This window comes from Actinomadura sp. NBRC 104425 (genome assembly GCF_030269545.1).
Classification (GTDB): domain Bacteria; phylum Actinomycetota; class Actinomycetes; order Streptosporangiales; family Streptosporangiaceae; genus Spirillospora; species Spirillospora keratinilytica.
This window is the reverse complement of the sequence record NZ_BSTN01000007.1, coordinates 313,397-333,012: the sequence shown is the minus strand read 5'-3', so window position 1 is coordinate 333,012 and position 19,616 is coordinate 313,397. Positions and strand designations below refer to the sequence as shown.

Below are 19,616 nucleotides of genomic sequence, written 5' to 3'. Positions count from 1 at the left end.
CGTCTGCCTGTGGTACGGCACCTACACCGGCCACTTCTGGGCGATGATCCAGGACGCACGCGGCGACCGCTTGATCGAGGCATCGTCCTTCGCGCAATTCTCCGAGTACCTCACCGAGGCCCTTTACTCGCGCCCCAGCACCCCCACCCCGCCGCCGCACCCCCCGGAGCAGAACGAGCCCGGGCACGGACCCAATGGACGGTTAATCCCACCCGGCCACACTTTTGTTCCAAACGCCCCCGCGCCGTACAGAGCCCAACCCCCTGACACGCGTACGGCCACAGGGAACCCAGCCCCGCCCACCGCGCCGGACTGGCCCACACCCCCCGTACAGAACCGGGCCGTGTCCACGGGGCGAAGCCACACCACACCCGCCAACGGCCAAGGCACACCCAACGCGCCGCACCGGGCGATGCCCGGCGCGCCCAGCGCACAGACCCCGGCCGCCCCCGGCGGCGGGTTCCCACCTCCAAGCCGCGCCCCGGCCGCCGCGCCACGCTCCCGCCCGCCCAACACGCAGCCCCGAAGCATCCCCAACGAACCGGCGACCGGCAGACCCGACAGCGCCGTCTCCCGCGTGCCGAACACAAGCCCGCCCGGCATCCCACAACGCTTCGCGCGAGGCGTGCCCGGCCAGCCAACACCCGCCAGACCACAGCCCATGCCCACGCAACCGAACCACGGTGCGCCCGCCACACCGCATAGAAGCGCGCCAAGCCAAGCACCGACCGGTATCACCGGCAAGAGCCAACTCGGCGCACCGCAACGAATCGCGGACGGCACCCCAGCCCCCAACCCGCCGAGCAGGACGACAGCCAACGTCACCCATTCGGGCACATCCGGCGTGGTGAGCGGGACCGCGTCCAACAACTCAAACCCGCACCCACCCGACATGCCCAGACGGACCACGCGCGGCACACCGAACCAAAGCACGCCGAGCAAGACAGCGGCCGGAATCGCTGGCAAGGCCCAACCCGGTACACCGAAACAGCTCGCGGACGGCACGCCAGTCCCCAGCCTGCCGACTGAGAGAGCGACCGGTGCCGCCAGCTCGAGCGCGTCCGGCGAGATTGGCGGGGCGGTGTCCGGCAGGTCGGCCCCGCGCCCGTCCGGCGCGCTGGGGCGGAGTGCGGACGGCCTGCTGGAACGGAGCGGGCTGGGTGTACGTGGTCAGTCCGATTGGGCACTGGCTGCGGTGTCATACCAAGCCGGGGCCGGTGTGCGGGCTCCGGGCGTGTCCGGTGGACGGGGGCCGGGTGAAGCGGTGGCCACTGCGGCAGGCGGGGCCGTGCCTTGCGAGGCGGACCGGGTCGATCTGGGCGTGGCAGGGCAGGGCGAGGCGCGTCCGCTGACGCGGCCGGGGACGCCCCACCCGGCCGCAGCGCATCCGGTGGGCCGCAACGGGCCGCGTCACCGGAAGCCGCGACAGCGCGTGCGGCGGCGTCCAGCGCGGATGCCGCGTGGACGGCGGGGCAAATTTTGGCGACGCCTACTGCGCAAAGGGGCGTGATGGTCGAGCTGTACGCCTGGGACCTCAATACGCCGGACGGCCTGTGCGGTGTCACCGACAGCAGAGCGGCCGCCATCGGCCACGTGACCGACGCCCTGCGGAAGGCCGAGGACGGGACGCGGGGCGTCGTCCGACGGGTGACACTCAGCCCGTCCGGACGCCCCGTCTACGTCGATCTCGGCCCGGTCGCACGAGCCCGGCGCGAGGAGAAGACCGGCGCGGTCATATGGGAACTCTGGTGACCACCACCGCCACCACCCCGCCCCGGCGCCCACCACACCCGCGACATCACCAGTGTTCTGGTTCACACCACGCGACCGGCAGGCACCTGCATAACTCCAGCCCGCCACCACACGTCGCCCGTAGCGGGGCAGCCCGGCACATATGCGCTGCCCTGCGCAAACTACAGCGAACACCCATCTCAAACCAGCACCGCTCTGACCTGCGCACTTGCACAACCGCCGGACTGCTGCAAAATTCACCATGAGCGGCCATGCGCAAGCCGTCCCCACCTGCGGCTTTACCCTCGGGCCGCATCATCACCCTGGAGGGATCGCAACTAGGCATCCCGGTCATAGGGGCCGTCCCCGGCGGCCTGGCCGCATCATCACCCTGGATGTATCGCAAACAACCGGATCGCCACGTAGAACGGCTGGGGGCGTCGGCATGCGGTTGCGTCCACGAGGTGCTGTACGAGTTCGTGCAGGTCAAAAAATGTGGCGTCGTGAAATGAGACGGCCGCCGCGTGACTCGTCAAGATGCCAAGACCAAGATCGAAGGAGAGGAACGCGAGGGCAGCAGGGCGACGTCTACGGACGCCAGTGGGATTCGGGAGCCAACCGGCTCACCAGAACCGCTCTGACCTGCGCACTTGCACAACCGCCGGACTGCTGAAGAATTCACCCTGTGCGGCCATGCGCAAGCCGTGCCCACCTGCGGCTTTACCCTCGGGCCGCATCATCACCCTGGAGGTATCGCAACAGCCGCCCTCGCGGGGGCGCTGTCGCCGGTAGACCCCGGCCGCATCATCCCCCTGGAGGGATCGCAACGCGGGCAGGGATGCGCGGCGGGGACGCCCGGCCAGCTCGCCGCATCATCACCCTGGAGGTATCGCAACCAATCTCGCTGACTTCTAATTGATTGCCTTGGTCTCAGGATGTCCGGGCTTACGGTGCCGGACTGTCCTGCTCAGGGTGCTGACCATGCGGGCCCACAACACCGGGTCATAACCCCAATACAGGGGACGCGTGGGCCCAGGACACCGCGCCCCAACATCGGGGCGGCGGGGGTCTTAGGGCTCAGGTGGTGGGGGTGTCGCGGAGTAGCGGGCAGGACATGCAGCGGGGGCCGCCGCGGCCGCTGCCGAGCTCGCTGCCGCTGATCCGGATGACCTCGATGCCCGCCGCCTCCAACTGCGCGTTGGTCTCGATGTTGCGTTCGTACGCGACCGCCACGCGGGGGGCGATGGCCAGGGTGTTGTTGCCGTCGTCCCACTGCTCGCGTTCGGCGGTGACCGGGTCCAGGCCGGTGTCGATGACCTTCAGGCGGTCCAGGCCCATCGCTTCGGCGGCGGCCTCCAGGAACGGGCGCGGTTCGGCCACGCGCAGGTCGCCGTCGTCGGTCGTCACCGCGTAGGCGGTCATCGAGTCCGCCATCGGCGGGTACATGACCACGGTATCCACGTCCACCATCGTGCACACGGTGTCCAGGTGCATGGTGGCGCGCTTCTGCGCGATCGGCACGGCCAGGACGGTGTGCGCCAGCCCGGCGTCGAACACCTGGCGGGCCAGCCGCTCCGCCCCGGCGGGCGTGGTGCGCTCCCCCGTGCCGACCGCGATCACGCCGGGGCACAGCAGCAGGACGTCCCCGCCCTCCATGTGCTCCAGCGTCGGGTCGTACACCCACCGCACCCCGGCGAACCTCGGGTGGTGCGCGTAGACCAGGCCGATCAGGGCCGATTCGCGGTGCCGGGCGGGCATGGCCAGGCTCGTCACCGCCACCCGGTCGCCGATCCAGGTGCTGTTGTCGCGGGTGAACAGCAGGCTGGGCAGCGGGTCGATGATGAAGTCGTGCCGGTCCAGCAGCCGGTAGACCAGGCCGTGACCGGTTTTCAGCTCCTCGTGGGCCAGCCCTGCGATCAGGGTGTGGGCGAGTTCCTCGGGGTCCTGGTCGCGCAGGTACCCCCCGACCACGCCGCGCAGCTGGTCGCCGAGGCGGGGGTCGTCGAGCACGCCGCTGATCGCCTCGTCGCGCGCCGTCTCGTACTCCAGCACGTCCTGGAGCAGCTCGGTGATGTAGAGGACCTCGACGCCCCGGTCGCGCAGCGCCTGGGCGAACGCGTCGTGCTCCTCCTGGGCGCGCCCCACCCAGGGGATGCCGTCGAACAGCAGCTTGTCGTTGTTGCGGGGCGTCAGGCGTTTGAGCTCCGCGCCAGGGCGGTGCAGCAGGACGGTCCGCAGCCGTCCCACCTCGGTGGTGACCCGGTGTTCGGTCGTCTCGCCCACACCGGCAGTCTATGTGGCCCCATCTTCGCGCCTACCGGCCGATCGGACGGTGTGCCACCATCGCCACGTGATCGACCGCGGGCCGCTCCCCCTGCACCTGACGGCCGCCACGCTGCTGCGGGTCTCGGCGGAGGGGATGGCGACCGCGCTGGTCCTGACGGTGGAGGCCCGCACCGGACGCGCCGCCGACGCCGGGTTCCTACAGACCGCCGCGACCCTGCCGTACGTGCTGAGCGGCCCGCTGATCGGCCACGCGCTCGACCGGGTCCGCCGCCCCCGCCCGCTGATCATGACGCTGGCGGTGGGATATGCGGTCGCGGCGGCGGCGCTGCTGCTCATGGCGGGACGCTCCGCGCTGGGGCTCGCCCTGCTGGTCGCTGCGGTGATCGGCGTGACCGAACCCGTCGTCGTCGCGCTGACGAGCCTGCTGCCCCGGTACGTTCCGGCCGAGCGGCTGCCGCGCGCGTACGGGCTGGAGGCGTCGAGCTACAACGTCGCGGCCATCGCCGGCCCCGGCCTTGCCGCCGGCCTGGCCTCCGCCACGACCGGGACATACGCGGGGCTCGCCGTCGTGGCCAGCGCGTTCGTCGCCCTGCTCGTCCTCCCCCTCCTCCCGATCCCCGGCCCCGCCGACCGGCCGACCGCGCCGGTACCCCACAACGAGCAGACGGCTGGACGACCCGACACCGACCAAGCGGCCACGCAGACACCCGGCCGTGAGACGGCCGAGGACTCCGAGCAGACGACCACCGAGGCCGGCGCCGCGCCCTCATCCGGGCCGTCCCGCGCGAGCGAGGCCGCCTTGTCGGCACCCCGCCGCGAAATGAGCAGGGGCACCGACGCGGACGAGCGAGCGGCCACCGAAGCCGGCGCCCCACAGACGGCCGGGCCGGCCGGAACCGGCGAGGCGGCCACGCACGCACCCCACCAACAGACGGGCGGAAGCACCGACGCGGACGAGCGAGCGGCCGCCGAGGCCGGCGGCGGGCAGGCGGCGGAGCCGTTCGGCGCGGGTGAGCGGGTCGGCGGGCGCGGTGGCGCGAAAGTGCTGGTGGACGCGGTGATCGGCGGGTTGTGGGTGCTGGTGGAAAATCGGGTGCTGCGCGCGCTCACGGCGGCGACGTCGCTGGCGTGGCTGGGGTGGGGCGGCATCGCGATCGCGGCTGTGCTGCTGGCCGGGCGCTTGGACGCCGAGCCGAGCGCGGGCGGCCAGTTCATGGCGGCCGCCGCGGTGGGGTCGCTGGCCGGTTCGCTGGCGTGCGCCCGCTGGCTGCGCCCCCGGCACGCCGAACAGGTGATGGTGCTGGGGCTGGTGGCCTTCGGCGGCGCGCTGGCCGCGCTGGCGTGGGCGCCGTCGCTGCTATGGGCCCTGTTGTGCTTCCTGGCGGCCGGGCTGTGCGAGGGTCCCGTCTTCGCCGCGACGCTGATGCTGCGCCAGCGCGAGTCTCCGCCGGAGCGGCTGGGGCAGGTCAACACCACCGGCGGCAGCCTGAAGATCGGCACGTTCGCGGTGGGCGCGGCGCTGACCGGGATGCTCGCCGACCGCCTGGGCCCGGACGGCCTGGTGCTGGCGATCGCCGCCTGCCAGTTCACCGGCGCCGCCGTGGGCCTGCTCCTGCTCGGCGCCACCCGACGCGGTGGCGCGGACGAGCGCACCGCCTGATCCCCGCGGACACGCGAAAAATCAATCGACACCGCCGCGGCCGGATTCGTACCCTCGGGGCATGTTCTTCGCAGCCGGCGCCCGCACGCTCGCAGAGGTCACTCTGCTGAGCGCGGCGCCGGCTGCCTCCCTGGCAGCGGCAGCTGATGCGGCAGCCGATACGGCCGCATTCGACGGCCTGCGAGGCTGACCCTCCTCCGTCCCGCCTCCGATGAGAACCAGCGGAGGAGGGTTGTCACCAGAACACGGGCGACGATGACCGCGCAAGGTGCGCGCGGCCGTACGCCCGTGCGGTTCTCACTTCCCCCACGAACGAGTGAGGACGAATCGAGATGGCCAAGCCGCTGTACGAACGGAGCAAGCCGCATCTCAACATCGGCACGATGGGGCACGTCGACCACGGCAAGACCACGCTGACCGCCGCCATCACCAAGGTGCTGGCCGAGCGCGGGCTGGCCGCGGCCGTGCCGTTCGAGCGCATCGACCGAGCCCCCGAGGAGCGCGAGCGCGGCATCACCATCAACATCGGCCACGTCCAGTACGAGACCGCCACCCGGCACTACGCCCACGTCGACATGCCCGGCCACGCCGACTACGTGAAGAACATGATCACCGGCGCGGCGCAGATCGACGGGGCGGTGCTGGTGGTGTCGGCGCAGGACGGCGCGATGCCGCAGACCCGCGAGCACATCGTGCTGGCCCGCCAGGTGGGCGTGCGGCACGTGGTGGTCGCGCTTAACAAGGCCGACGCGGTCGACGACCCCGAGCTGCTCGACCTGGTGGAGCTGGAGGTCCGCGAGCTGCTGTCGGAGTACGGGTTCCCCGGCGACCAGGTGCCGGTGGTCCGGGTGTCCGGGCTGCGGGCGCTGGAGGGCGACCCGTACTGGACGGCCCGCATCGTGGAGCTGCTGGACGCGATCGACGCCTACGTGCCCGTCCCCGAGCGGGTGCTCGACCGGCCGTTCCTGATGCCGGTGGAGAACGTGCTGACCATCACCGGCCGCGGCACCGTCGTGACCGGCGTGGTGGCGCAGGGCGCGATCCGGGTCGGCGACCCCGTCGAGATCGTCGGGCTCGGCGACACGATCGCCACCGTCGCCACCGGCCTGGAGACGTTCGGGCAGGCGATGGACCACGCCGAGGCGGGGGACAACACCGCGATGCTGCTGCGCGGTGTCAAGCGGGACCAGGTCCGGCGCGGCCAGGTGATCAGCACGCCGGGTGCGATCCGCCCGCACACCCGGTTCCGCGCCCGGGTGCGGGTGCTGACCGCGGCGGAGGGCGGCCGCAGCAAGCCGTTCTTCCACGGCTACCGGCCGCAGTTCCACTTCCGCACCACCGACGTGGTGGGCGGCGTGGACCTCGGCGGCGAGGGCGCCATGGCGATGCCGGGCGACACCGTCGAGATGGCGGTCGAGCTCGGCAAGCCGGTCGCGATGGCCGAGGGCCTCGGCCATCGCGATCCGCGAGGGCGGCCGCACGGTCGGCGCCGGCACCGTCATCGCCGTGGTGGACGAGTAGGCCGCGTCCGCCGGCGGGCTCTCCTTCCGAGGGGAGCCCGCCGGCGGGGGCGCCGCGCCGACCCATCGGGTGGCCGGGTGGTCACCAAGTTTCGGGACAGAAGGCCCGGGTGCGGGCGAATCGCTGGCGGACATGATCCCGATGTGGTGGGATTCGTGATCATTCCCCGTGTTTCTGTCCCGACCTGGAGAACGAGTGCGAGCCCCGCGCGCCCTGATCCCCCTGCTTGCCGTGTGCGGCGCCGCGGCGGTCGTGGTGACCGCCGGCGCCGGTGCCGCGATCGAGGGGGCCCCTGCCATCGGACCGGCCCTCTCTGACGGGGCACGGGAGGTCCCCGCGGCCACCGTCACCGCGATGACCTGGAACGTCTGCGGCGACTCGGCGTCCGGATGCCCGCTCGGGTCGCGTCCGGCCGACCTGGTCCGCGCCATTCCCCGCCAGGTGGCGGACGTCCGCGTCGGCGGTCGCAAGGTCACCATGGACGCGGTGTTCCTGCAGGACGTCTGCTCCGGCCACGTGGCCGCGCTGCGCAAGACGTCCCGGTTCAAGGCGTGGAGCTGGGAGTTCGCCGCGTACCGGGGGTCCGACGGCGCGGCGCGCAAGTGCGCCAACGGGCAGGGGAGTTTCGGCGTGGCCATCGGTTCCCGGGAACGCCTCACCGACGTGCGCACCACGGAGCTGCCGTCGCCGTCCGCCGGTGTGCGGCGGGTCATGCTGTGCGGTCATGCGGCCGCCTGGCACACCAAGCTGTGCACGGCGCGGCTGAGCGGCACCGGCTGGGACGACGACCCGAACGGCCAATGGCGGGGCAAGCAGGCGCAGAAGGTCGCCGAGGCGGCCGGGACGGGACGCGTCGTGTTCGGCGGCGACCTCGGCGAGCAGCCCGAGTCCCGCAACCTCGATGTGCTCTACCGCGACTACGCCGAATGCGACCAGGGGCCCGGCACCGCCCGCACCGGTGCCAAGACCCGGCAGGACGCGAACGGCACGGCGGTGGAGAAGACCGACTACCTGTTCGCCTCCGGGCCCGCCGGGATCTCGTGCGGGGTGCCGGAGACGCCGGTGCGCTCGTCCGACCACCGGCCGGTCGGCGCGGTCGTCCGCTTCCCCGACTACGAAGCGGTCATCGAGGCCCGCTGACCCGGCCGTCCACGGCGGGACGCGGGGGCGGGCACCGCGCGGCGCCCGCCCCCGGATCCACCGGGCTCAGTGGACGGCGCGGTCCTGGCCCTGCCAGTACGGGCTGCGCAGGTCCTTCTTGAGGATCTTGCCGGTGGGGTTGCGCGGGATGGCGTCGCGGCGCTCGACGGACGTGGGGCACTTGAAGTGCGCCAGCCGTTCCCGGCAGTAGTCGATGATCTCCTGTTCGGAGAACTCGGCGCCCTCGGCGGGCACGACGAACGCCTTGGGCGTCTCGCCCCACCGCTCGTGCGGCACACCGATCACCGCGCAGTCGGCGATGCCGGGGTGGCTCATCAGCACGTTCTCCACCTCGGCCGGGTAGATGTTCTCCCCACCGGAGATGATCATGTCCTTGACCCGGTCGTGGATGTAGAGGTAGCCGTCCTCGTCCAGGTATCCGGCGTCGCCGGTGCGGAACCAGCCGTCCTCCAGCAGCGCCGCGGTGGTGGCCTCCGGCATCCCCCAGTAGCCCTTCATGTTCTGCGGCGTCTGGCACAGGATCTCGCCGACCTGCCCGCGCGGCATCTCCTCCAGCGTCGCCGGGTCGACGATCCGCAGCCGGCAGGTCGGGTTGGGGATGCCCGCGCTGCGCAGCCGGTGCGCGTTCGGGCCGCCCGGGTCGTGGTCCTCCGGCGGCAGGTAGGTGATCGCGCCGGTGGTCTCCGTCAGCCCGTAGACCTGCATGAACCCGGCGCCGGGCAGCAGCTGCATGGCGCCGCGCAGCACCTCCTCGCTGATCGGGGACGCGCCGTACAGCAGCAGCCGCAGACTGGACAGGTCCGCCTCGCGCACCTCGGGCATCAGCTGCATGAACTGCAGCAGCACCGGGACGAGGAACACGTGCGTCACCCGGTGCCGTTCGATCGCGCGGGCGATGGCGACCGGGTCGGGCTCGCGCACGATCACGCCGGTGAGACCGTCGAACACCGTGCACACGGTGAGCGCGCAGCCCGCCACGTGGTACATCGGCATCGCGACCATCATCACGGTGTCGTCGTCGATGCCCCACAGCTCGTTGCTGAGCGGCAGCACCGCGTTGAAGTTGTCGTGGGTGAGCATCACGCCCTTGGGCAGCCCGGTGGTGCCCGACGAGTAGAGCTGGACGAACACCTCGGCGGTGTCGGCATCGGCGTCGGGGGGCGAGGCCGGGGGCTCGTGGGCGCCCGTCCACTCGGCGTAGTCGCGGTAGGCGTGCCCGGAGCCGCCGATGACCACCAGGTGGGTGGTGTGCTCCAGCTTCCCCGCGACCGCGTCCAGCACCTGCACGAACTCGGGGCCGACGACCAAGATTTTCGCCTGCGCGTTGTTGACGATGTAGGCCGCCTCGTCGGGCGCGAGGCGGTAGTTGATGGGCACCTCCGCGGCGCCTACGCGGGCCGCGCCGAACAGCAGTTCGGCGTACTCCAGGGAGTTCTTGTCGAGAATGGCCACCCGGTCGCCGGGCCCGACCCCGGCCGCGGCCAGCGCCGCCGCCACCTGGTCGGCGCGCCGGTCGAAGTCCCGGTAGGTGATCTGAACGTCGCCCGCGATGTAGGCGAGCCGGTCCGGATGACGTTGCGCGCGTTCGCGCAGCACCTGGGTCAGGCTTGGCACGGAGGATCCCCTTTCGCCGGTGACCACGGTTGTTTGCGCATCATGAGGTCACCGGCGGGCGGCGGCAAGGGCCCCCGCGAGATTCCGCGGCCCGGCCCGCGCTATCTGCTCTTGGCGCCCTTGGCGACCAGGGTGACGACCAGGAAGACCAGCACCGCGACGAAGCCGACGAAGAAGAACAGCTTCAGCATCGACAGGATCCAGCCGATGACGCTCATGAGCAGCCACAGGGCGAGAATCACGCCGACGACCATCAGAATTGTTCGTCCCATGCCTCTCACGGTATTGCGCGGTGCCGGACGCGTCATCACCCTGTGGGACGACCAGGCGGCCGCGCTCACCCACCCGAAGGCGGAACGCCACCCTGAGACGGAGTCAGGGCCGGCCGCGTTGCGCGAGACCCCCTGACCGGGCTGCTGAGGGCCTCGGGCACGCGACGGTGCGGGCGTCGGCCATAGAGCCGAACAAAGCCGGTTGACCACCGACCGCCCGTTACCTTCTTCGTGTCCCCGGCAAGCGGGAATCTTGGTCGCCGGGCCATGCATGACTGATCGTCCCTGTGGTTGATGATCCTGGGGTTCACCCGGTCTGGTGGCGTCGATGGACCGCTGATAGGGACCCGGCCGCCCCTCGGGGCAGGTCTCTTCGTAACGTGGCTGCCAGGGCCCCCGAGCTGCCGTCGTGCCCTGGTTGATCGCGCTCGGCTCGGTGCTGCTGCCGGCCCGCGACCGGCTGCGCGCACTCACCGACCGGCGCGCCACGGCCCCCGCCGGCGCCGCACCGTCCGGCGCGCCGGCGGTGGCCGTCGTGCTGGTCGACCGCAACGCCTACGCGCTGCTGGAAGAGCGCGCGGGGATACCGCCTTGGCCCCGTCCGAGCCCGCCTTCACCTGCCGACGTCGCGCGATCGGAGCATCGCCGCAACCGACGGCCGGGCTTGTGGGGCCGCGCCCTGGCCGGGCGTCCCCTACGGGTTTGCTGCTTACTGCGGCGGGGGGACGTCCTGCCCCGGCTACCCCGGCTGCCCCGGGTTCGGCTGGCCGGGAGCACCCGGATACGGCTGCTGCCCCGGGTTCGGCTGGCCGGGAGCACCCGGATACGGCTGCTGCCCCGGGTTCGGCTGTGCGGGGTACGGCTGCCCGGGGGCGGGCTGCCCGTACCCTCCGGGCGGCGGCGCGTACGGCCCACCGGCCCCGGGCGCCGCGTACCCGCTGCCTACCGGGGGCGGCGTGTACGGGCCGCCCGGAGGCTGCGGCGCCCCCCATGGCCCGGCGGCGGGCTGCTGCTGGGCCGCCCGGCCCGCCATCATGACGCGCAGCCCGGCCAGTGCCGCCGCCACGACGGGCCCCAGCAGGAACAGGAACCAGACGAACGCGGTGTAGTGGCCGAAGGTGCGGAAGTACACGTTGATGTACTCCAACCTCGGCATTGTGCCGTGCATCAGGCCGTAGCCGTAGTAGCCGAGGATGTCCCCGACGACGTCGGCGAAAACTGCGAACACGACCGCCAGAATCGGCGCCACCGGCCCGCGCGGACGGGTGAACAGCAACGGCCCGGAGACGGCCGCCCCCACCACCACGCTTTCGATCGTGGCGTACACGTCGAAGACCGGCTCGTCGGGATCCTGGCCCATCTCGATGACGAGGTAGATGTAAATGATCACCAACAGCGCGTTGATCGCCGTGGCGGCGGCGCCGCCGATCAGCAACGCCACGATCGGCGCTCCGCCGGAGGGGGCGGTCCGGGTCGAGGACATGCGGCCATTAAACAGACCGTCCATAACAACCCGGTGACGCGCCCCCGCGCCCGCGCCTTCACGGGCGTACAGGTAGCCGAGCACGCAACAGACCGCGCTCGCGAGGAGAAGCAGCGCGATGACGGAAGGTGCGTTCATGCGATACCTCGGGGGAGTGGTCGGCCCTGGACGCCCGGCCTGCCGAACCCCCGGACGCCCGCGGCGACCGGCTGAGCCGAACGCCTCGTTCGGAACGAGCCGAGGAACCACCAGGCGCAGCGCACCACCGCAGGGCGAGCCTCCCCACCGCACGCTCCCGCGCCGCCCTCCGCGACTTCCCCGCCCCGTCGTGACCTCGACTGCCACACCGGTACCGGCGTGCCGGCCGCGGCCGACTGCCTGCGTGCACGCAGGAGCGCAGGTGTTCGGTCGGCAGTGCTCGTCGCTCGTGCGGGGGCGAGGTCGGGGGGCGGGGTGGGCGGGTCAGCGGGTCACGGATTCGTCGATGGCGCGGAAGGTGGGGCAGGGCCAGCGCCACATGCAGGCGCGGCAGCGGCGGATGGGGCTGTCCGGGTCGCTGGTGATGCCGCCCGAGTCCTGCGGCCGGTGCAGCTCGATCAGGCGGACCGCCAGGTCGGCCAGCATGATCACCTCTTCCCGGGCGCCCGCCAAGAACGACAGGTCCTCGCGTGACAGCCGCACCTTGACCGGGACATGCCCGGTGTCGTTGACCAGTCGGGACAGGTACTGGACGGACGAACGCCACGGGGTCGACTTCGCCGACCGGGCCCGGATCGCCTCGATGCGCTCGCGCAGCCGGACCTCGCGCGGGTCTCGCTCGGTCTTCACGCGCGGCACCCCCCGCGCGGGGTCGCCGCCGGGCTCGCGGGGCGCCGTCCGGGGCCCGCCGCCTGCCTCTGCCGCTGTCGCACCCGCTCAGCGTCCCCTAATTCTTGGGCCGCGCGGAGGGGAATTACACAGTCCGCACCCAAGGGAGACCCCCATAGCGGGAGGAGCCCGCCAAGTGCTGCAATCAAGACATTACCCAATGTCATACACCAAGGTCATACGTACCGGACGCAGGGACACGGCGGTTCGGGCAACCCCCTGGCCCGTCGCCGCTCGGCCCGATAGTGTGCCGATCGTGGAGCTGAATGTCTCGACCGCGTCTCAGGGAGGTAACGCCGTCGTCACAGCGACGGGCGAGCTCGACCTGTACACCGCGCCGCGTCTGCAGGCCGCCCTGGCCGGCCTGCTGCGCGAGCCGGTCGACCGCATCGTCGTCGACCTGAGCGGCGTCGAATTCTGCGACTCGACCGGCATGAACGTGCTGCTGGCGGCCATGAAGCGGCTCAAGGAGCAGGGCGGCTCGCTGGAGCTGGCCGCGCCGCGCCCGGCCGTCCGGCGCATCCTGCAGGTGACCGGACTGGACACGGTGTTCACCGTGTGCGACGCGGTGCCTGTCCTCGACGTCGGCTGATCCGGCGCCTCGGCAGATCCGGGGCCCGGCGCCGACGACCGCGTGAACGACGAGCGACCCGCGGGGGAACGACCCCGCGGGTCGCTGCCGTTGGCGGGCGGTCCCCGCGAACCCGCACTACGATCGCCCGTATGCAGGACGTAGCGGTGGTCATCCCGGCCAAGGACGAGGCGGACCGGATCGCGGCGACCGTCAAGGCGGCGCTGGAGCTGCCCGGCGCCGGGCTGGTCGTGGTGGTCGACGACGGTTCCGCCGACGGCACCGCCCGGGTCGCCGAGCAGGCTGGGGCCAAGGTGGTGCGGCACGGCCGCAACCGCGGCAAGGGCGCGGCGATGGAGAGCGGCGCCGAGGCGGTGCGGCTACTGGACGACGACCGCCGCGAGCCGCGCCACCTGCTGTTCTTGGACGCCGACCTGGCCGAGACCGCCCGCGACGCCGCCCCGCTCGTCGAGCCGGTGCGGCGCGGCGAGGCCGACATGGCGATCGCGGTGTTCTCCACCACGGTCAAGCTGGGCGGGCACGGGTTCGTGGTGCGGCTGTCGCGGGAGGGCATCCGGCGCGCCACCGGCTGGGAGGCGACGCAGCCGCTCAACGGGCAGCGCTGCCTGACCCGGGCCGCGTTCGAGGCGGCGCGTCCGCTGGCCGCCGGGTTCGGCGTCGAGACCGCCCTGACCATCGACCTGCTGCGCCGGGGATTCAGGGTGACCGAGGTGGAGGTGCCGCTGGCGCACCGGGCCACCGGCACCGACTGGCGGTCCCAGCTGCACCGGGCCCGGCAGTTCCGCGACGTGGCGCGCGCCCTGGCCGTGCGCGAACCGGCCGTGGCGCGGCTGCTGCGCGGCACCCGCCTGCCGTGACCCCGTCTCGTCCCGGTGCCGCATCCTCCGGCGCGGCGAGCGGCACCGGCGCCGCCGGGGCCCGCATCGGCCTCGCCGCCGTCGGGACGAGCCTCGCCTGCTTCCTGCTGACGGCCCTGCTGGGCCCTTCGGCCATGCAGCCCGAACTGCGCGGCCCGGCCGGGCAACCGCCCTACTCGCTGACCGTCCACCCGTCGCCGCACCTGGTGATCGGCCTGGTCGCAGCCGGAATGATAACCGGGACGGCGGGCCTGGCGCTGTGCTGGCGCGCCGTGCACAAGGGCCGGCGGTTCCATCCGGGCGCGCTGATGGCGGCGGGGCTGCTGGTGACGGCGGCGTTCGCGCTGATGCCGCCGGTCGGGTCCGCCGACCACCTCAACTACGCCGCCTACGGCCGCATGGCGGTCACCGGGCACGACCCCTACGTCACCCGCGCGGTGGACGTGCCCGGCGACCCGGTGATCAGCGAGGTGGAGGAGTGGCGGCGCACCCCGTCGGTGTACGGGCCCGTCGCGACCGGCACGCAGGCCCTGGCGTCCTGGGTCGGCGGCGACTCGGTGCGGCTGACGGTGTTCGTGCTGTCGCTGCTGAACGCGCTGGCGTTCGCGCTGACCGCCTGGATCCTCTACCGCACCGCCGGCACCGCCGAACGGCGGCTGCGGGTCGCGCTGCTGTGGACGTGCAATCCGCTGCTGCTGTACCACCTGGTCGGCGGCGCACACAACGACGCGCTGGCGGTCTGCCCGATGGTGGCGGGGCTGGCGCTGTTCGCGGCGCGGCGCGGCCGTCCCGGCACGGTGCCGCGCTCGCTGGGCGCCGGGGCGCTGATCGCCGTCGGCGGCGCGATCAAGGTGCCCGCCGCGCTCGTCGGCGGCGGGCTCGCCTGGGCGCTGGCCCGCGACGGCCGCGCGCCGGGGGGCCGGGGCGCCGCCGCACTCCGCCTGGCGGCCTTGGCCGCGGGGGCGCTGGCGGTGACGGCGGCCACCTACGCGTTCACCGGACCGCACACGTTCGACCAGCTCAGGCGGGCCGCCGACCAGGTGTCGCTGGCCACCCCCTGGCATCTGGCCGACCTGCTGCTCGGCCGGCAGAACCGCGTCTTCATCAAGATCGGCTGGTTGGCGCTGTTCGCGGTGCTGGCGGTGCTGCTGGCCCGCGCCCTGCCCCGCGCCCGTCCCGCCGAGGGGGCCGCCGGCACGGGCGTCGAGGGCGAACGGGTCGCGGCGGCGCTGGTGCTGGCCTGGCTGCTGGCCACGCCCTACGAGCTGCCCTGGTACAGCGGGTTCGCGTGGGCGGCGCTGGCGCTGCTGCCGTGGTCGCGGTTCGACTGGGTGCTGCTGGCGCACACCGGCGCGCTCAGCCTCGGCTACCTGCCCGCCCGCGACCCGAAGCTGATCGGGCTGCCGTCCTCGCTGGACTTCCTGCTGGACGTGGCGCGGCCGGGCGTCATCCCGGTGATGCTGACGGTGATCCTGATCGCTGCGGTGCGGCTGTGCCTTCGGCGGCCAGATCCAGTTCCAGCGCCCGGACCGCCGCCGCGAGCAGCAGCGGGGTCGCCAGGCTGAACGCCACCGACAGGATCACCACGCCCGAGTCGTTCACCAGCGTGCCGACCACCCCGACGGTGAGCGCGCACACCAGCGCGGGACGCATCGTCGCGCACCGCTCGTACAGCCGTTCCAGCAGCGAGGCCCGCCACTTCAGCGGACGGATCAGCACGAAGTACAAAAATGCGATGGCGGCGGCCAGCGCGAGCGTGAACGGCCAGTAGCCCAGGCTGCGCAGCATGGCGCCGAACTTGCGCACCACCACGTCCCAGGCGTCGCCGTTCATCAGGTCCTGCCAGAACCGGCCCAGGTGCGTCGGGTTGGCGCTGCGCGAGTTGACGTAGGAGATCAGCAGCACCAGCGCGGCGCCCAGCAGGCAGAACAGCCCGACCCGCAGCGCCGACACCCGCTGCCCGGTGGCCATCAGGCCGAGGACCGCGAACGCGGGCACCATCGCGATCACGCCGCCGAAGTCGCTGCCCCAGGCGGGCAGGCCGTCCACCGCGACCGCCGCCGCTCCGACCGCCGCGATGACCGCCACGGCGCCGACCCGGCGGCCCGCCTGCACCGGACGCTCGGCCAGCCATGCGGCCGTCAGGATCGCCGCCGCCGCGAACAGCGAGAACGCCTGGTTGCCGAACCCGTAGAACCGGCCGGCGATGATCGCGTTGTAGCCCATCAGCGTGTTGAGCTGCAGCCGCGAGTCGGCCATGACGTCCGCCGCCAGAGTCAGGGCGGTCACGGCCGCGATCGCCAGCCCGGGGCCGAGCAGCGAGCCGCGCCACGGCCCCGCCCACGCCAGCGCGGCCACCAGCACGCTGAACCCCAGCACGGTGGCGATGAGCGCCGGCGTCGGGTACGGCAGGTTCCACCACGGCACCATGCCGGTCAGGAATGTGGCGACCGGGACCGCGCCCCCGACCAGGGCGATGAACCGCGTCGTGCTCAGGATGCGCGCCCGGGACGCGGGGACGTTCCACCGCCGCCGCAGCGCCACGCCCGCGATGCCGTAGAGCAGCAGCTGGGCGCCCCCCAGCACCCACCAGAAACCGCCCTGCACGTGCCGGATCGCCTGGGCGGCGACGTCCTCGTCCCGCAGCCGGTCGACCTTTCCCATGGTCGTGGCGTCGCCGCCCCCGGACGTGCGCCACGCCGACCCGACCGCCTCCTTGGGCTGGGGGAGCCCGAGCACCTGCAACGTGGTCGCGGTGAGGTCGGTGAGGGTGACCAGGGCGGTCTGCCGGGTGGCGCTGGACGTCAGGTAGCCCGGCTGGTACGTCTTGCCGCCCTCTCCGGTGGGCCCCTGGGCTATGGCCACGCGGATGTGCGGCTTGATGCCCGTGTCCGACAGCCCCGCCACCAGCACCGTGGTGCCCTGGGGGAGACCCGCCAGCACCTGGGCGACCCGCTGGTCCGCCGCGCGTGCGGCGCGCGCGCGGGCGCGGCCGGTTACGGGTACCTGCTCGCCCTCGGCGTCCACCCCCGCGGTCAGGTAGGCGCGGAAGATGTCGTCGATCTCCACCCCGATCAGCGCGCACCGCGACCAGTCGGCGGCGGGCACCTTGTCGGGGGACGGGGCGTACCGGTCCACGCGTCCCGCCCCGTCGGCCAGCCCGAACACGGCGCCCGGCCCGACGGCCAGGGTGCAGCCGCCCGCGCCGCGCACCGCATCGCCGAGCAGGCCCACCCGGGCGTGGTAGGAGGTCCGCGAGTTGTCGTCCTTGATCGTCTGCCAGCCGGGGGCCAGCGCCCCGCCCTCCGGCGGCGCGCCCTCCTGCGCCCCGGGCCGCGCGGCCGTCACCGGCGCCGAGGGCAGTGCGCAGTCGCCGTGCGCCAGCCGGGCCCGCTGCCCCGCCGACACCGTGAGCCAGCCGTCCATCGGGCAGGTGTTGACCCGGGTGGTGCGGATGCTGAGCGCGCCGGCGGCGCCCTGCCCGGTCAGCCGCCACAGCGTCGGCGTCCCGCCGCGGGTGACGTCCTTCCACTTGAGCCCGGGGATGCCGATGATCGCGACCCGTCCGGCGGGCGCGGCAGCGGAGCGGGCGGAGGCGGCGTGGGCGCGAGGGGACGACACGGCGAACAGCGCGAGCAGCGCCGCGCCGACCGCCACAATGGTCGCCACGACCCTGCGCGTCTCGGCCGCCGCCCCCCGATGCGTCATGCGTGCCAGGGTAGTGGGCGGCTTACATCAGGATGGGGACATGGGCGAACGTATCGGGACGGACCAGCCGAAACGCCGGCGGGCGGCGCCGGCCCCGTCCGCACCGGCGGCCTCGCCGGCGAACCTGCTGATCCTGGCGGCCGGGATCTGCGTCGTGGTGGCGGCGGTCGCGCCGATCGTCGTCCACTGGCTGACCAACCCCCCGGACCAGCGCATGGTCGACCTGGAGGTGTACCGGGACGGCGGACGCGCCGTCCTGCGCGGGGCGCCGCTGTACGAGGTGCTCACCCAGCCGCCGCAGCTGCTGCCGTTCACCTACCCGCCGATCGCTGCCGCGCTGGCGGTGCCGTTCACCCTCATGTCGTGGGGCGCGGCCCAGGTGACGTGGATGGTGCTGCTGTACGTCGCGCTGGCGATCGTGGTGTGGCTGTCGTTCCGCGACCTGATCCGGCGGGCGGGCCGCTGGGCGCCGCCGGCGGCGGGCGCGCTCGTCGGCGCCGCGGCCTGGCTCGTCCCCGTGTACGACCAGGCGCGGTTCGGCCAGGTGGGGCTGTTCCTGCTGGCGATGTGCCTGGCCGACTGCTGCGTGCGGACGCCGCGCTGGCCGCGCGGCCTGCTGGTCGGCCTGGCCGCCGCGATCAAGCTGGTGCCGGGCGTCTTTCTGATCTACTTCTGGATCACCGGGCGGCGGGACGCGGCCGCCAACGCCGTGCTGACCGCCGCCGTCGCCAGTCTGGCCGGGTTCGCGTTGCTGCCGGGCGACTCGGTCGACTACTGGTTCGGCGCACTGCTGGAGGGCGGCGACCGCACCGGCGCCGTCAACGGCACCACCAACCAGGCCATCAACGGCATGCTCGCCCGGCTCTACCTGCCCGGCCCGGTCACCAGCCTGCTGTGGCTGGCGCTGGTCGCCTACGTGGGCTACCACGGGTTCCGGCTGGCCCGCCGCGCGACGCTCGCCGCCGACGCGATGCCGCCGGGCCCGGACGCCCGCTCCGCCCTGCTGGCCGGCGTCGCGATCACCGGCCTGCTGTCGGTGCTGCTGTCGCCGGTGGGCTGGATCCACCATCTCGTGTGGATCATCCCGGTGATCGGCGCGGTGCTGGGCGACGGGCGGGACATGCGCAGATGCCTGTTCGCCGGGCTGATCTGGCTGTACTTCCTGTTCCCGCTGCCGTGGTGGGGGACCCGGCTGATCGGCCCCGACCATTCGATCCCCTCACTCGTGGTCGGGCGGATCATCCAGAGCTGCTTCGGGCTGGCCGCGCTGGCACTGATCGTGTTGCTCGGGCGACGGCTGGTCGACCGGTTGTCCGGGCGGCCTGTTTGCGACAGTTCATCGCGCCGGGAGAGCGGTGTCGGTACGCTCACTGCGTGATGCTGGTAGCGGTGGCCGTCGCCGGGCTGGTCGCCGGGGTGGCCGGTCTGTCCATCGCGGTGGTGGCCCACAACAGGGTGAACCAGGTCGTCGACGAGTGCGGTGCGATGCTGCGGCGGCAACTTCAGCTCTCCGCCGGAACGGTGGACGGCCATGCCCTGCGCGACCTGGCCATCGTCCACTACGACGCGCTCAAGGAGATGGCGGGGCACCGGTCGTTCTCGCTCGCCCTGATCAACGCCAACGGCGACGGCGTGGTGATCAGTTCCATCAACGGCCGTACCGAGACCCGCACCTACGCCAAGCCGGTGCGCGACGGCCACCCCCTGGAGAAGCTGTCCCCCGAGGAGAACCAGGTCCTGCGCGCCGCGCGTCTGGGCAAGGGCCCCGTCGTCACCATGGACGACCCGCTCGCCGACTTCGGCGACCGCACCCCCTCACCCCGCGCCTGACTCTTCCCCGGGCTCGGCGCCGGCACTCCGCCGC

General features: G+C 72.9%; 15 protein-coding genes and 1 pseudogene. 10 read left to right on the top strand and 6 right to left on the bottom strand.

The annotated features are described in order from the left end of the window. Positions 1 to 1,509: 1,509 nt before the first annotated feature. Positions 1,510 to 1,752: a hypothetical protein gene (locus QSK22_RS14410; protein WP_285494635.1), complete on the top strand. Its 243-nt coding sequence runs from the start codon at positions 1,510 to 1,512 to the stop codon at positions 1,750 to 1,752. A gap of 1,056 nt (positions 1,753 to 2,808) precedes the next feature. Here the strand turns inward: QSK22_RS14410 and QSK22_RS14405 are convergent. After that, complete coding sequence (locus QSK22_RS14405) at positions 2,809 to 4,014, bottom strand: arginine deiminase (RefSeq protein ID WP_285494634.1); 1,206 nt, start codon at positions 4,012 to 4,014, stop codon at positions 2,809 to 2,811. Positions 4,015 to 4,081: 67 nt separating this feature from the next. On the opposite strand from QSK22_RS14405, the gene QSK22_RS14400 reads away from it, so the two are divergent. The 3 genes and pseudogenes from QSK22_RS14400 to QSK22_RS14390 all read left to right on the top strand — a co-directional run bounded on the left by QSK22_RS14400 (position 4,082) and on the right by QSK22_RS14390 (position 8,338). Beyond that, positions 4,082 to 5,677 (top strand): MFS transporter, encoded by a 1,596-nt coding sequence (locus tag QSK22_RS14400; protein ID WP_285494633.1) that lies wholly within the window; start codon positions 4,082 to 4,084, stop codon positions 5,675 to 5,677. A gap of 332 nt (positions 5,678 to 6,009) precedes the next feature. Beyond that, positions 6,010 to 7,198 (top strand): annotated as a pseudogene (gene tuf, locus QSK22_RS14395) (elongation factor Tu). A 354-nt stretch (positions 7,199 to 7,552) separates the two neighbouring features. Then, positions 7,553 to 8,338 (top strand): endonuclease/exonuclease/phosphatase family protein, encoded by a 786-nt coding sequence (locus tag QSK22_RS14390; protein ID WP_285494632.1) that lies wholly within the window; start codon positions 7,553 to 7,555, stop codon positions 8,336 to 8,338. Positions 8,339 to 8,404: 66 nt separating this feature from the next. On the opposite strand, the gene QSK22_RS14385 is transcribed toward QSK22_RS14390, so the two are convergent. Further along, positions 8,405 to 9,973 (bottom strand): long-chain-fatty-acid--CoA ligase, encoded by a 1,569-nt coding sequence (locus tag QSK22_RS14385; protein ID WP_285494631.1) that lies wholly within the window; start codon positions 9,971 to 9,973, stop codon positions 8,405 to 8,407. Positions 9,974 to 10,074: 101 nt separating this feature from the next. Further along, the gene (locus QSK22_RS14380) at positions 10,075 to 10,245 is read right to left on the bottom strand and encodes a hypothetical protein (protein ID WP_285494630.1); all 171 of its coding nucleotides are present in this window, start codon (positions 10,243 to 10,245) and stop codon (positions 10,075 to 10,077) included. Here QSK22_RS14380 and QSK22_RS14375 point away from each other — a divergent pair. Beyond that, positions 10,244 to 10,381, top strand: coding sequence for a hypothetical protein (locus QSK22_RS14375; RefSeq protein WP_285494629.1), 138 nt, complete (start codon positions 10,244 to 10,246; stop codon positions 10,379 to 10,381). The genes QSK22_RS14380 and QSK22_RS14375 overlap by 2 nt on opposite strands. 603 nt (positions 10,382 to 10,984) lie before the next feature. On the opposite strand, the gene QSK22_RS14370 is transcribed toward QSK22_RS14375, so the two are convergent. Together QSK22_RS14370 and QSK22_RS14365 are read right to left on the bottom strand one after the other, a co-directional pair. Continuing rightward, positions 10,985 to 11,728 (bottom strand): hypothetical protein, encoded by a 744-nt coding sequence (locus tag QSK22_RS14370; protein WP_285494628.1) that lies wholly within the window; start codon positions 11,726 to 11,728, stop codon positions 10,985 to 10,987. 462 nt (positions 11,729 to 12,190) lie between these two features. Continuing rightward, positions 12,191 to 12,556, bottom strand: coding sequence for a hypothetical protein (locus tag QSK22_RS14365; RefSeq protein ID WP_285494627.1), 366 nt, complete (start codon positions 12,554 to 12,556; stop codon positions 12,191 to 12,193). A 295-nt stretch (positions 12,557 to 12,851) separates the two neighbouring features. Here QSK22_RS14365 and QSK22_RS14360 point away from each other — a divergent pair, with 295 nt between their 5' ends. From QSK22_RS14360 to mptB, 3 genes are all read left to right on the top strand, one after another. Beyond that, on the top strand, positions 12,852 to 13,187 hold the full coding sequence (locus tag QSK22_RS14360) for an STAS domain-containing protein (RefSeq protein ID WP_285494626.1): 336 nt from the start codon (positions 12,852 to 12,854) through the stop codon (positions 13,185 to 13,187). A gap of 131 nt (positions 13,188 to 13,318) precedes the next feature. Next, positions 13,319 to 14,044 (top strand): glycosyltransferase family 2 protein, encoded by a 726-nt coding sequence (locus QSK22_RS14355; protein WP_285494625.1) that lies wholly within the window; start codon positions 13,319 to 13,321, stop codon positions 14,042 to 14,044. Then, positions 14,041 to 15,609: a polyprenol phosphomannose-dependent alpha 1,6 mannosyltransferase MptB gene (gene mptB / locus QSK22_RS14350; protein ID WP_285494624.1), complete on the top strand. Its 1,569-nt coding sequence runs from the start codon at positions 14,041 to 14,043 to the stop codon at positions 15,607 to 15,609. The genes QSK22_RS14355 and mptB overlap by 4 nt, the downstream gene beginning before the upstream one ends. On the opposite strand, the gene QSK22_RS14345 is transcribed toward mptB, so the two are convergent. After that, positions 15,491 to 17,752 carry a hypothetical protein gene (locus QSK22_RS14345; protein WP_285494623.1) on the bottom strand — a complete coding sequence of 754 codons (2,262 nt, stop codon included), beginning with the start codon at positions 17,750 to 17,752 and terminating at the stop codon, positions 15,491 to 15,493. The genes mptB and QSK22_RS14345 overlap by 119 nt on opposite strands. A gap of 40 nt (positions 17,753 to 17,792) precedes the next feature. Here QSK22_RS14345 and QSK22_RS14340 point away from each other — a divergent pair, with 40 nt between their 5' ends. Then, positions 17,793 to 19,130, top strand: a complete 1,338-nt coding sequence (locus tag QSK22_RS14340) for a glycosyltransferase 87 family protein (RefSeq protein ID WP_285494622.1) — start codon at positions 17,793 to 17,795, stop codon at positions 19,128 to 19,130. Continuing rightward, complete coding sequence (locus QSK22_RS14335) at positions 19,130 to 19,582, top strand: DUF4446 family protein (protein WP_285494649.1); 453 nt, start codon at positions 19,130 to 19,132, stop codon at positions 19,580 to 19,582. The genes QSK22_RS14340 and QSK22_RS14335 overlap by 1 nt, the downstream gene beginning before the upstream one ends. The last annotated feature ends 34 nt before the right edge of the window (positions 19,583 to 19,616 follow it).

Excerpts from the sequence above, each read along its gene's own strand:
- QSK22_RS14410 (WP_285494635.1), top strand. The coding sequence starts at position 1,510 with ATGGTCGAGCTGTACGCCTGGGACCTCAATACGCCGGACGGCCTGTGC.
- QSK22_RS14390 (WP_285494632.1), top strand. The coding sequence starts at position 7,553 with ATGACCTGGAACGTCTGCGGCGACTCGGCGTCCGGATGCCCGCTCGGG.
- QSK22_RS14375 (WP_285494629.1), top strand. The coding sequence starts at position 10,244 with ATGCCTCTCACGGTATTGCGCGGTGCCGGACGCGTCATCACCCTGTGG.
- QSK22_RS14380 (WP_285494630.1), bottom strand. The coding sequence starts at position 10,245 with ATGGGACGAACAATTCTGATGGTCGTCGGCGTGATTCTCGCCCTGTGG.
- QSK22_RS14370 (WP_285494628.1), bottom strand. The coding sequence starts at position 11,728 with ATGTCCTCGACCCGGACCGCCCCCTCCGGCGGAGCGCCGATCGTGGCG.
- QSK22_RS14355 (WP_285494625.1), top strand. The coding sequence starts at position 13,319 with ATGCAGGACGTAGCGGTGGTCATCCCGGCCAAGGACGAGGCGGACCGG.
- QSK22_RS14345 (WP_285494623.1), bottom strand. The coding sequence starts at position 17,752 with ATGACGCATCGGGGGGCGGCGGCCGAGACGCGCAGGGTCGTGGCGACC.
- QSK22_RS14340 (WP_285494622.1), top strand. The coding sequence starts at position 17,793 with ATGGGCGAACGTATCGGGACGGACCAGCCGAAACGCCGGCGGGCGGCG.
- QSK22_RS14335 (WP_285494649.1), top strand. The coding sequence starts at position 19,130 with ATGCTGGTAGCGGTGGCCGTCGCCGGGCTGGTCGCCGGGGTGGCCGGT.